This window comes from Streptomyces sp. NPDC058470 (genome assembly GCF_042721055.1).
Lineage (GTDB): Bacteria > Actinomycetota > Actinomycetes > Streptomycetales > Streptomycetaceae > Streptomyces.
This window is the reverse complement of the sequence record NZ_JBHXMF010000005.1, coordinates 1-12,529: the sequence shown is the minus strand read 5'-3', so window position 1 is coordinate 12,529 and position 12,529 is coordinate 1. Positions and strand designations below refer to the sequence as shown.

Genomic DNA, 12,529 nt, shown 5'->3' with positions numbered 1-12,529 from the left:
TCGCACTCGTGGCCGAGTTGACTTCCAGCCACCTCGGCCGCAACGACGCGGCCTCGTCAGGGAGGTTTCTAAAGTGAACACGCGTATGCGTCGTGCCGCCGTTGCCGTTGCCGTTGGTGCGATGGCCGTCTCGCTGGCTGCCTGTGGCAGTGCAGCGGAGTCCGATGACAGCAGCACCCCGTCGGGCGCAGCCAAGGGCGACGACATCAAGGTCGGCCTGCTTCTTCCCGAGAACCAGACTGCGCGTTACGAGAAGTTCGACAAGCCCTTGATCGAGAAGAAGGTCAAGGAGCTCACGAACAACAAGGGCGAGGTCATCTACGCCAACGCCAAGCAGGACCCCAGCGCGCAGAACCAGCAGGTCGACACGATGATCACCAACAAGGTGGACGTCCTGATCGTCGACGCTGTGGACTCCGCGGCCATCAAGACCTCGGTCCAGAAGGCCAAGGACGCCGGCATCCCGGTCGTCGCCTACGACCGTCTGGCGGAAGGCCCGATCGACGCCTATACCTCCTTCGACAACGAAGAGGTCGGCCGGGTTCAGGGCGAGGCACTCCTCACGGCCCTCGGCGACAAGGCCAAGGACGGTGACATCGTCATGATGAACGGGTCGTCCACCGACCCGAACGCCGCCCTCTTCAAGAAGGGCGCGCACTCCGTCCTCGACGGCAAGGTGACCGTCGGCAAGGAGTACGACACCAAGGAGTGGAAGCCGGAGAACGCCAACGCCAACATGGAGGGCGCCATCTCCGCCCTTGGCAAGGACAAGATCGTCGGCGTCTACTCCGCCAATGACGGCATGGCCGGCGGTATCATCACCGCCCTCAAGGCCGCCGGTATCTCCGACATCCCGGTCACCGGCCAGGACGCGGAGCTCGCGGGTGTGCAGCGCATCGTCGCCGGTACGCAGTACATGAGCGTCTACAAGCCCTACCCGCAGGAAGCCGACATCGCCGGCGAGATGGCTGTCGCGCTCGCCCAGGGCAAGTCGCTCGACTCCATCGCCAAGACCACGGTCGACAGCCCGACCACCAAGGCCGTCCCGACGGTGCTCGTCCCGGTCGTCTCGCTGACCAAGGACAAGATCAACGACACGGTCATCAAGGATGGCATCTACACCGTCGCCGAGATCTGCACGAGCGCCTACAAGGCCGAGTGCGACACGCTCGGCATCAAGTAAGTCGCCGTAAGTCCCTAGCCACGTACGGGAATTCGCCCTTGAATTCCCGTACGGGACTTGTGCACTCCAAGCCCCTCCGGCGCCTCGCATCCATCAGCCCCGCAAAGCTAGGGCGGGGCGCCGGACGGAACACTCCCCTCCATATATTTCTGCACAACCTCCCGCCGGGTCAGGCGGCGAAGGAGATGGTTAACGTGTCCGCTACGCCTGTTCTGGCGTTGCGCGGGGTCTCCAAGCGATTCGGTGCCGTTCAGGCGCTCACCGATGTCGAGCTTGAGGTCCACGCCGGTGAAGTGGTCGCCCTGGTGGGCGACAACGGCGCCGGAAAGTCCACGCTGGTGAAAACGATCGCCGGCGTGCATCCCATCGATGAGGGCGTCATCGAGTGGGACGGCGAGGCCGTCCAGATCAACAAGCCGCACGACGCGCAGAACCTTGGTGTCGCGACCGTCTACCAAGACCTCTCTCTCTGCGACAACATTGATGTAGTAGGCAACCTCTACCTGGGCCGGGAGCTGAAGAAGCGCGGCATCCTGGACGAGGTCGAGATGGAGCGCCGCTCCCGCGAGCTGCTGGACACGCTGTCCATCCGCATCCCCAGCGTTCGTATCCCGATCGCCTCGCTCTCCGGCGGCCAGCGTCAGACCGTGGCGATCGCCCGTTCGATGCTCGGCGATCCCAAGCTCGTCATCCTCGACGAGCCCACCGCCGCCCTCGGCGTCGAGCAGACCGCCCAGGTCCTCGACCTGGTGGAGCGGCTGCGCGAGCGCGGCCACGCCGTGCTCCTCATCAGCCACAACATGGCCGATGTGAAGGCGGTGGCCGACAAGGTCGCCGTCCTGCGTCTGGGCAGCAACAATGGCATCTTCGAGGTCAAGTCGACCTCGCAAGAAGAGATCATCTCCGCCATCACGGGTGCCACGGAAAACGCCGTGACCCGTCGTGCGGCGCGCAGCAATGGGGAGGCTCAGAAGTGAGCATCGACAAGACCTCCGCGACCTCCGAGGACCACGCGGTGGAGAACCCCGAGGCGGCCGCCGCGGCGGTCACCGCGGTCGACCCCCGGCTGCTGGTCCGCGAGCAGGGCTTCGCGGGCTACCTCTCCGAGTTCAAGCGCAAGATGAAGGCCGGTGACCTGGGCTCCATCCCGGTCGTCATCGGTCTGATCGTCATCTGGATCATCTTCCAGAGCTTGAACTCCAACTTCCTCACCGCGGGCAACCTGTCCGACATCTCCGTCGCCATGGTCGGCACGGGCATGATCGCCGTCGGTATCGTCTTCGTGCTGCTGCTCGGTGAGATCGACCTGTCGGTCGGTTCGGTCTCCGGCGTCGCGGGTGCCGCCTTCGCCGTGCTGAACGTTACGCACGGCATGAACGAGTGGCTGGCCTTTGTGCTGGCCATCCTCACGGGTACGGTCGCGGGTGCCATCCACGGCTTCGTGTTCGCGCGGATCGGTGTGCCGGCCTTCGCCGTCACGCTGGCGGGTCTGCTGTTCTGGAACGGCTTCATGCTCCAGATCCTGGGCGACAACGGCACCATCAACCTGGACAGCGAAGGCGTCGTCGCCAAGCTGACCAGCTACTACTTCACCGATGTGGCCGCCGCCTACGCGCTCGCGATCGTCGTGACCGCCGGGTTCTTCCTCAGTTCCTTTTACGGCAACAAGCGTCGCGGAGCCGCCGGGGTGCCGTCCCAGCCGCTGAGCGAGACCATCCTGCGTACCGCGCTCCTGGCGATCGTCGCCTTCGCCGTGGCGATCACCTACAACCAGTACAAGGGCCTGCCGCTGGCCGTGGTGATCTTCATCGCGGTGCTGCTGCTCACGGACTTCGTGCTGCGCCGTACCTCGTACGGACGGAAGATCTTCGCGCTCGGCGGAAGCGTCGAGGCCTCCCGGCGCGCCGGTATCAACGTGGAGATGGTCCGGATCTCGGTCTTCGCGATCGCCGGCACCTTCGCCGCGATCGGCGGTCTGTTCATCGCCTCGAAGATCGCCTCCGCCAACCAGGGCGCGGGCGCCGGTGACCTCCTGATGAACGCCATCGCGGCGGCCGTCATCGGTGGCACCAGCCTCTTCGGCGGCCGCGGTCGCACCTGGAACGCGCTGCTCGGTGTGCTGGTCATCGTCTCGATCCAGTACGGCCTCGCCCTTCAGGGCATCGCCTCGCCGATCCAGTACATGATCACCGGTGGTGTGCTCCTGGCCACGGTCGTCCTCGACGCGGTCACCCGCAAGACCCAGAAGTCGGCGGGACGCGCCTAGCGGTCGCACCTCTGATCGAAGTGCCCGGTACCCATGGCGGTACCGGGCACTTCTATGTCCGGACATGCCGGGCGATCCGGGGGGACCGGTACGACGATTTACAGCCGTTCGCGTGACGTACAACGCACAGCCCGGACGCCGACATGAAAGGCGGAACATTAGACTCGACAGACCCGGCAAAGCTCGAACAGCTCTATCGCAAGGAGGCACGGGTGCCGTTGCTGACCCGCATCAGGGGACCGCGCGATCTGGACCGGCTCAGCCTGGAGCAGTTGGACCAGCTGGCCGGCGAGATCAGGACCTTCCTCGTCGACGCGGTCTCCAAGACCGGCGGCCACCTCGGCCCGAATCTCGGTGTCGTGGAGCTGACGATCGCCCTGCACCGTGTCTTCGAGTCGCCCAGGGACAGGGTGCTGTGGGACACGGGCCACCAGTCCTACGTCCACAAGCTGCTCACCGGCCGTCAGGACTTCTCCAAGCTGAAGATGAAGGGCGGCCTCTCCGGCTACCCCTCGCAGGCCGAGTCGGAGCACGACGTCATCGAGAACTCGCACGCCTCGACGGTCCTCGGCTGGGCCGACGGCCTCGCGAAGGCGAACGAGGTCCTGGAGCGCGACGACCACGTGGTCGCGGTCATCGGCGACGGCGCCCTCACCGGCGGTATGGCCTGGGAGGCGCTCAACAACATCGCCGACGCCAGGGACCGCCCCCTGGTGATCGTCGTCAACGACAACGAACGCTCGTACGCACCGACCATCGGCGGCCTCGCGAACCACCTGGCGACGCTGCGGACCACCGATGGCTACGAGCGCTTCCTGGCCCGCGGCAAGGACCTCCTGGGGCGCACCCCGGTCGTCGGCAAGCCCCTCTACGAGACCCTGCACGGCGCCAAGAAGGGCCTCAAGGACTTCATCGCCCCGCAGGGCATGTTCGAGGACCTCGGCCTCAAGTACGTCGGCCCGATCGACGGCCACGACATCGAGGCCCTGGAGTCGGCCCTCGCCCGCGCCAAGCGCTTCGGCGGCCCGGTCATCGTGCACTGCCTCACCGAGAAGGGCCGCGGCTACCAGCCCGCCCTCCAGGACGAGGCGGACCGCTTCCACGCCGTCGGCAAGATCCACCCCGACACGGGCCTGCCGATCGCCTCCGCCGGCGCCGACTGGACCTCCGTCTTCGGCGAGGAGATGGTCAAGCTCGGCGAGGAGCGCAAGGACATCGTCGCCATCACCGCCGCGATGCTCCAGCCGGTCGGCCTCGACAGGTTCGCCAAGGCCTTCCCCAAACGGGTGTACGACGTCGGAATCGCCGAGCAGCACGCCGCCGTCTCCGCGGCCGGCCTCGCCACCGGCGGACTGCACCCCGTCTTCGCCGTCTACGCGACCTTCCTCAACCGCGCCTTCGACCAGGTCCTGATGGACGTGGCCCTGCACAAGTGCGGTGTCACCTTCGTCCTCGACCGGGCGGGCGTCACCGGCACCGACGGCCCCTCGCACAACGGCATGTGGGACATGTCGATCCTCCAGGTCGTGCCGAGTCTGCGGCTGGCCGCGCCGCGCGACGCCGACCAGGTCCGCGCCCAGCTGCGCGAGGCCGTCGAGGTCACCGACGCGCCGACCGTGGTCCGCTTCTCCAAGGGCGCGGTCGGCCCGGCCGTCCCCGCCCTGGGCCGGATCGGCGGCATGGACGTGCTGCGCGAGCCGGGCACCGACAACCCGGACGTCCTTCTCGTCTCGGTCGGCGCCCTCGCACCGATGTGCCTGGAGATCGCCGGCCTCCTCGACAAGCAGGGCATCTCCACGACCGTCGTCGACCCGCGCTGGGTCAAGCCCGTCGACGAGGCCATGGCCCCGCTCGCCGAGCAGCACCGGGTCGTGGTCACCGTCGAGGACAACTCCCGCGTCGGCGGCGTCGGTTCGACGATCGCGCAGGCCCTGCGCGACGCGGGCGACGGTGGTGTTGATGTCCCGCTTCGCAACTTCGGCATCCCGCCGCGCTTCCTCGACCACGCCTCCCGCAAGGAGGTCATGACGGAGATCGGCCTGACCGCGCCGGACATCGCTCGCCAGGTCACCGGCCTCGTGTCCAAACTCGACGGGCGGTTCGAGCGCACCACCGCGGAGGCCGTGGACGCCGTCGACGTAGTACAGCCCGTGCGCGACTGACGTACCCCACAGGTCCCTTGGGCCGGTTTCATCACCCTGAAGGGGTGGTGAAACCGGCCCATTCGCGTGAACATGTCCGCGCCGGGGCATGCGCAGCACACGCCCCCTCGATCATGTCGAGGACGTCAAGCGTGGAGGTACACCCGTGAGCAGCACCGTCTTCAGAACGAAGAAGATCGAACAGTCGATCTTGGACACTGAGGAGCCGGAGCACGCACTCAAGAAGTCGCTGTCCGCTCTGGATCTCACCGTCTTCGGCGTCGGAGTCATCATCGGCACCGGCATCTTCGTGCTCACCGGCACGGTCGCCAAGAACAACGCAGGCCCCGCCGTCGCCCTGGCCTTCGTGGTGTCCGGGGTCGTCTGCGCGCTTGCCGCCCTCTGTTACGCCGAGTTCGCGTCCACGGTCCCGGTGGCCGGCTCCGCCTACACCTTTTCGTACGCCTCGCTCGGCGAGCTGCCCGCCTGGATCATCGGCTGGGACCTGGTGCTGGAGTTCGCGCTCGGCACGGCGGTGGTCGCCGTCGGCTGGTCCGGTTACGTCGCCTCGCTCCTCGACAACGCGGGCTGGCACCTGCCGGAGGCACTCAGCGGAAGAGAGGGGGCCGACGGCTTCGGGTTCGACATCCTGGCCGCCGCCCTCGTACTGGTGCTCACCGGCATTCTCGTGCTCGGCATGAAGCTCTCCGCGCGGATCACCTCGCTCGTCGTCGCCATCAAGGTGACCGTCGTCCTCGTCGTGATCGTCGCGGGCGCCTTCTTCATCAAGGCCGACAACTACGACCCGTTCATCCCGAAGGCGCAGACCGTGGACGCCGGCGCCGACCTCCAGTCCCCGCTCATCCAGCTGATGTTCGGCTGGGCGCCCTCCAACTTCGGGGTGATGGGCATCTTCACCGCCGCCTCGGTCGTCTTCTTCGCCTTCATCGGCTTCGACGTCGTGGCCACGGCCGCCGAGGAGACCAAGAACCCGCAGCGGGACATGCCGCGGGGCATCCTCGGCTCGCTGGTCATCTGCACCACCCTGTACGTCGCCGTGGCGGTCGTCGTGACCGGCATGCAGAAATACACCGACCTGTCCGTGGACGCCCCGCTCGCCGATGCGTTCAAGGCCACCGGGCACCCCTGGTTCGCGGGCTTCATCAGCTTCGGCGCCGCCGTCGGCCTGACCACGGTCTGCATGATCCTGCTCCTCGGCCAGACCCGGGTCTTCTTCGCGATGAGCCGCGACGGACTGCTGCCGCGGTTCTTCTCGCACGTTCACCCGCGCTTCAGGACCCCGCACCGGCCGACCATCCTGCTCGGCGTCATCATCGCGATCCTCGCGGGCTTCACCAGCCTGAGTGAACTCGCCGAACTGGTGAACATCGGCACGCTGTTCGCCTTCGTCGTGGTCGCGATCGGCGTGGTCATCCTCCGGCGCAGCCGCCCCGAGCTGCCCCGCGCCTTCCGCACCCCCCTGGTGCCCTTCCTCCCCATCGTCTCCGTGCTGGCCTCGCTGTGGCTGATGCTGAACCTGCCCGCCGAGACCTGGCTGCGGTTCGGTATCTGGATGGTGATCGGCTTCGTCATCTACTTCCTGTACGGGCGTTCGCACAGCCGTCTCGGCCTGCAGGAGCGGGCAGCGGCGGGCGCGGTACCCAAGCCGCAGAGCGGCGACTCCCAGTAACTCCCTTTCAGGAACTGTTTTTTGCTGATCCGGCCCCGTATGTCTCGCTTCGGCGGAGGCTGCGGGGCCGGATAGCGTGCACCATATGCTCGCCGAGCTCCTGGAATCACCACGCTCCGTAGCCGCGTCGCGAGGACCGGACCGCGCCTACTGGAGACGGCTCCTGCCCTTCCTGGCACTACTCGCCTGCGTCACCCGGGCCCCCTCCTTCATACGTCCGCTGTGGAACCCCGACGAGGGCTATCTCGCCGTACAGGCGCGGATACTGGCGAACGGTGGAGAGCTCTACTCGACCGTCGTGGACCGCAAGCCACCGCTCGTGCCGTGGCTGTACGAGGCGGCCTTCGCGGCGTCCGGCTCCGGTTCGCTCACTTCGGTACGGGTCCTCGCGGTCGTGGCCCAGCTGTCCACCGCCGTGCTGCTCGCGTCGCTGGCCAAGCGCCGCTGGGGCGACCGGGCGGGGCGCACGGCGGGCGTGCTGTACCTGCTGGTCTCCATCGGGCTCAACCCCGAGGACGCGCAGGCCGCGACCTTCGAGGTGTTCATGCTGCCGGGCACGGCAGCGGCGATGTGGTGTGCGGACCGGCGCCGGTGGGGCGCCGCCGGGGCCGCGGTCGCGTGCGCGTTCCTGGCGAAGCAGACGGGCGGGGCGGTCCTTGTGCCGGTGGTGTGGCTGTTGTACCGGCACGGCGCGCCCCGAACGGGTTTGGTGCGGCTCGGAGTTGGAGCAGTCCTGCCCGTCCTCTGTGCGGCGCTGGTCACCGACCCTGCGGGGTTCCTGTTCTGGACGGTCACCGGATCAGGCGCGTACGCCTCCTTCACCGGCTCCGAACTCCACGTCCTGGGACGTGGGTTGACCAACACCTCGATCCTGGCAGTGGCCTGCGCGGGCCTGATCCCTCCGGTGGTACGAGTCCTGCGCATCGCCCGCACGGGTTCGGCGGAGCTCTGGCTGTGGCTGGCCTCCTCGGCGGCCGCGGTACTTCTCGGTTTCCACTTCTTCGGCCACTACTACCTGCAACTCACTCCGCCGATCGCCCTGTTGGCGACGGCTGCACTCCAGATCCTGCCCCGCGACCGGCTGATGAGGGCCGTCCTCACCTCCGTCTGCTGCTGCACCCTGTTCCTCACCTGGGGCCTGCTCGCGCCGCGCCCCGACCTCAACCACGCGCAACGCCTCGCGGCCGCGGTGGCCCACCGCACGGACCCCGGTGACCGAGTCCTCGTCTGGGGCATACACCCCGAGATCTACTGGCTCGCCGACCGCACCCCCGCCAGCCGCTTCCTCACCGCCGGTCTCCTCACCAACTACAGCGGCGGCCGCAACGGCCCCCAGGTCGGCGAGAAGTACGCCGTCGAGGGAGCCTGGCCGGTGTTCCGCGCGGAAATGGCGGCCCATCCGCCGGCCCTCGTCATCGACGACTCCCGCGACAAGCCGTACGCACCGAAGCGGGTGCCGTCGCTGCGGCGGCTGCTGGCCGGGGGGTACGAGGAGGCGGGGGTGATGGACGGGGCGGTGCTGTACGTGCGCGAACGGAACTGATTCCCAGGCCCCTTACGAGTCCCCTCGTACCGCTCGTGGACCCACCACCTCCGCCCCGAACTCGCCTACCCGGCGCCGGAGTTCACGATCCGCCGTCACGACCAGGCAGGGCCGCCCGGCCGCGGCGGCCGCCAGCTCGGTGATCCGGTCGTCCCCGCTCCCGGGCGCCGCCTCCACCCGTACACCCGGCACGGACTCCACGCCCCGGGCGGCCCCCTCGACCACGAGGACGATCTCCACCGGTCCCTCGCGCCCCGGGATGCCGTCCACCGCGAGCCGGTCCCGGAGCCGCTCCGCGGCACCCCGGCGATCCCGCCACCAGCCGTCGGGGACGGATCCGACGACGTTGGCAGCGTCGATGATCACGAGTGTCGTCACAGGGCTACCTTTCCACGCCTGGACAGACCGGTGGGATGACGGAAGACACGTGAGGCGAGTGGAAGGTTGTATGCCCCTACAGGTGAGAAGGGGCACTTGTGAACGTGTGTTTGAGGTGTGAAGTTTTTGTTAGCATCCCCTCTCTTGTTCGATTCGTCAGGGAATCGAACGGTCGAGGTATCGCCACACACCGGACAGCTCTGCCCGGTGCAACGGGGTTGGGAATGATGTCGTGAGCAGATCCCCCACGGTGGATCTTGTTGTTGTCGGACTTGGCTATGTGGGGCTTCCCCTGGCCCGTTCTGCCTCGGCGGCTGGGCTGAAGGTGGTCGGTCTCGACCGCAGCCGACGGGTCGTCGACGGTCTGAACGCGGGCTGTTCGCATGTCGACGACATCACCGACGGCGAAGTCCGCAGGATGCTCGAACAGGACTTCGAAGCGGTCGACCGGCCCGAGGTCATCGCCGGCGCCGCCGCGGTCGTCGTCTGCGTGCCGACTCCCCTCACCGACCACGGCTCCCCGGACCTCGGCGCGGTACACGCCGCGGTCGCCGACATCGCCGCCCACCTGGTTCCCGGCACCCTCGTCGTGCTGGAGTCGACCACGTATCCGGGAACCACCGACGAGGTCGTACGACCCGTGCTGGAGGCCGGTGGTCTGCGGGTCGGCGAGGACTTCCACCTGGCCTTCTCCCCGGAACGCATCGACCCGGGCAACCCCACCTATGGGCTGGAGAACACGCCCAAGGTGGTCGGTGGCATCACGCCGGACTGCACCAAGGCCGCCCGCGCGCTCTATGAGCGCTTCGTGACGCGCGTGGTGGAGGCCAAGGGCACCCGCGAGGCCGAGATGGCCAAGCTGCTGGAGAACACCTACCGCCATGTGAACATCGCTCTCGTCAACGAGATGTCGATGTTCTGCCGCGAGATCGGTGTCGACCTGTGGGACGCGATCCGCTGCGCCTCCACCAAGCCGTTCGGGTTCTCGGCCTTCTACCCCGGCCCCGGTGTGGGCGGGCACTGCATACCCATCGACCCCAACTACCTTTCTTACAAGGTCCGTTCGCTCGGCATCCCGTTCCGTTTCGTGGAGCTGGCGCAGGAGATCAACCAGCGCATGCCCGTGCACGTGGTCAACCGCGCGGCCGATCTGCTGAACGACCAGGGCAAGGCCGTCCGAGGCTCGCGGATCCTGCTGCTCGGCGTGACGTACAAGCCCGACATCTCCGACCAACGGGAGAGCCCCGCGCTGGCCGTGGCGGAGAACCTGCGCGCGCGGGGCGCCGAACTCAGCTACTTCGACCCGCGCGTCGCCGACTGGACGGTCGACGGGGTGCCGGTCGAGCGGGCGGAGGACTACCTCGCCGCGGCCGAGTCGGCGGACCTCACGATATTGCTCCAGCCCCACCGGGAGATCGACCTCGGACTGCTCGCCGACCGCGCCAGGATGCTGTTCGACACCCGTGGCAAGTCGGCCGATCACCCCCGGGTGGTCAAGCTGTGACCACGGAGGACAGCTACATACCGGGCGCCGTCGATGCCGGCGGGCGCCAGCGGCACCGCAAGCGCAGACATCTGAAGGTCTCGTACGTCGTCTTCGCGGGCCTGGCCGTGCTGATCGCCACCCGGCTGGACGCCGGTTCTCTGCACCTGTACTCGATGGCTGCCCTGGGGCTTCTGTCGCTCAAGATGTTCGGGGCGCTCTTCTACCGTCCGGCCAAGGGGGGACGGGAGGAGCTGGAGTACGTCGAGAACGCGTGGGTCACCGCGGTCATGCCGATCTACAACGAGGACCCGGTGATGTTCGAGCAGGGACTGCGCAGTCTCCTCGCGCAGAGCCGGCTTCCCAACGAGATCCACATCATCGACGACGCCAGTGCCGATGCCGGCGGCATCAGGATGGCCAAGCGGCTGGCCCGTGAGTTCGAGGCCCGCGGGGTGAAGTACACGGTCAGCGTGCAGCCGGAGAACAAGGGCAAGCGCGAGGCGCTGGCCCTGGGGTTCGAGGCGGCGCCGTACACGGACATCTTCCTCTGCGTGGACTCGGACACGGTGCTCTCCCGGGACACGGTCCGCGAGCTGCTCCTTCCGATGGCGGACGAGAAGATCATGGCCGCCACCGGCATGGTCCTCGCGCTCAACCACGACAGCAACATCTTCACCCGCCTCCAGGACCTGCGGTACGGAAACTCCTTCCTCTTCGAACGCGCCGCGTATTCGCGTCTGAAGTCCGTGCTCTGCTGCTGCGGCGCGCTGTCCGCCTATCGCGGGACGCTGGTGCGCAAATACCTCCCGGACTTCCTCAATCAGCAGTTCCTGGGCAAGCCCGCCGTCTTCGGCGACGATCGACGGATGACCAACTACTGCCTCATCGAGGGGCAGGTGGTCTTCCAGGAGACGGCTGTCGGGTACACGGCCGTGCCGGAGAAGCTGCCGCACTTCCTGCGCCAGCAGGTCCGCTGGAACAAGTCGTTCTTCCGGGAGTCGCTCTGGGCCTTCCGCCATCAGAAGAAGTGGCGGCCCGCTTTCTGGCTGACCACCATGGAACTGATGCTCTGGCTGGTCTTCGGCTCGGCGATGTTCTATTCGATGGTCATCCTGCCGATCATCCATCCCGACCGGTTCGTCCACCACATCGGCGATTACCTGGTCTTCATGGTGCTCATGGGGTATCTGCGCAATGTGCGCTACCTCGACTTCCCTCGCCGTGGAATGGGCTTCATCAAGCGGTTCGGCATGTTCCTGCTCGCCCCGCTCTACGGCGTGATCCAGCTGACGCTGCTGACACCGCTGCGTTTCTACGCGCTCTTCACCCTCCACAAGGGCAGTTGGGGCACCCGGCAGGGTGGCGTCGAGGTGTCGGTGGCAGGGGACCACGAGGCAGAGGTGACGGAGATCTGGGAGGAGGAGGACCCGTACTCCGATCCGAAGGTCGGCGAGACGCTGCAGCTCATGCGCCTCGAAGGCGTCGCGCTGCGCACATCTCCCGCGCGTACGGCCGTCATCACCGCGGATCCGCCGGCGCCGGACCATGACGCTGGCTACCTCCAGGGTGTTCCTCAGCAGCGGGTGTCATGGGGGGCTCCCGCGCAGCCGCAGGGCGGCGAGTGGCACCCGGCCCAGGCACAGAACCCCGGTCGGCACCAGCAGCAGTGGCCGGATCAGCAGCAGCCGGATCCGTACCAGCAGCCCCAGCAGGGCGAGTACGTGGACCCGTCCTGGCAGCAGGGACAGGGCCAGGGATACGGGCACGGAAACGGACAGGGAAACGGACAGGGCTGGTAGAGCCGGGAACACGGTGAAGGGGCGGGCCGCGCGGGGAAACCCC

9 protein-coding genes are annotated in these 12,529 nt (G+C 67.5%); 8 read left to right on the top strand and 1 reads right to left on the bottom strand.

Translation table 11 applies throughout. The features are described from left to right. The first annotated feature begins 85 nt into the window (after positions 1-85). The 6 genes from ACFWP7_RS05050 to ACFWP7_RS05025 all read left to right on the top strand — a co-directional run bounded on the left by ACFWP7_RS05050 (position 86) and on the right by ACFWP7_RS05025 (position 8,823). On the top strand, positions 86-1,183 hold the full coding sequence (locus tag ACFWP7_RS05050) for a sugar ABC transporter substrate-binding protein (protein ID WP_384376650.1): 1,098 nt from the start codon (positions 86-88) through the stop codon (positions 1,181-1,183). Positions 1,184-1,368: 185 nt separating this feature from the next. Beyond that, positions 1,369-2,160: an ATP-binding cassette domain-containing protein gene (locus tag ACFWP7_RS05045; protein WP_384376155.1), complete on the top strand. Its 792-nt coding sequence runs from the start codon at positions 1,369-1,371 to the stop codon at positions 2,158-2,160. Continuing rightward, positions 2,157-3,449 (top strand): sugar ABC transporter permease, encoded by a 1,293-nt coding sequence (locus tag ACFWP7_RS05040; protein ID WP_384376152.1) that lies wholly within the window; start codon positions 2,157-2,159, stop codon positions 3,447-3,449. The genes ACFWP7_RS05045 and ACFWP7_RS05040 overlap by 4 nt, the downstream gene beginning before the upstream one ends. 212 nt (positions 3,450-3,661) lie before the next feature. Continuing rightward, positions 3,662-5,611, top strand: a complete 1,950-nt coding sequence (dxs, locus tag ACFWP7_RS05035; protein ID WP_384376149.1) for a 1-deoxy-D-xylulose-5-phosphate synthase — start codon at positions 3,662-3,664, stop codon at positions 5,609-5,611. A 145-nt stretch (positions 5,612-5,756) separates the two neighbouring features. Next, positions 5,757-7,280: an amino acid permease gene (locus ACFWP7_RS05030; RefSeq protein ID WP_384376146.1), complete on the top strand. Its 1,524-nt coding sequence runs from the start codon at positions 5,757-5,759 to the stop codon at positions 7,278-7,280. Positions 7,281-7,365: 85 nt separating this feature from the next. Further along, complete coding sequence (locus ACFWP7_RS05025; protein ID WP_384376143.1) at positions 7,366-8,823, top strand: ArnT family glycosyltransferase; 1,458 nt, start codon at positions 7,366-7,368, stop codon at positions 8,821-8,823. Between the two features lie 12 nt (positions 8,824-8,835). Here ACFWP7_RS05025 and ACFWP7_RS05020 read toward each other — a convergent pair whose 3' ends face one another. Beyond that, on the bottom strand, positions 8,836-9,201 hold the full coding sequence (locus tag ACFWP7_RS05020) for an NTP pyrophosphohydrolase (RefSeq protein WP_384376140.1): 366 nt from the start codon (positions 9,199-9,201) through the stop codon (positions 8,836-8,838). Between the two features lie 232 nt (positions 9,202-9,433). On the opposite strand from ACFWP7_RS05020, the gene ACFWP7_RS05015 reads away from it, so the two are divergent. Beyond that, entirely contained in the window at positions 9,434-10,705 is a 1,272-nt protein-coding gene (locus ACFWP7_RS05015) for a nucleotide sugar dehydrogenase (RefSeq protein ID WP_384376138.1), read from the top strand. Then, entirely contained in the window at positions 10,702-12,486 is a 1,785-nt protein-coding gene (locus ACFWP7_RS05010) for a glycosyltransferase (protein WP_384376135.1), read from the top strand. Before ACFWP7_RS05015 ends, ACFWP7_RS05010 begins: the two co-directional genes overlap by 4 nt. The last annotated feature ends 43 nt before the right edge of the window (positions 12,487-12,529 follow it).

What these genes read in the sequence shown, in the direction of transcription:
- ACFWP7_RS05050 (WP_384376650.1), top strand. Translation starts at nt 86, where the DNA reads ATGCGTCGTGCCGCCGTTGCCGTTGCCGTTGGTGCGATGGCCGTCTCG.
- ACFWP7_RS05045 (WP_384376155.1), top strand. Translation starts at nt 1,369, where the DNA reads ATGGTTAACGTGTCCGCTACGCCTGTTCTGGCGTTGCGCGGGGTCTCC.
- ACFWP7_RS05025 (WP_384376143.1), top strand. Translation starts at nt 7,366, where the DNA reads ATGCTCGCCGAGCTCCTGGAATCACCACGCTCCGTAGCCGCGTCGCGA.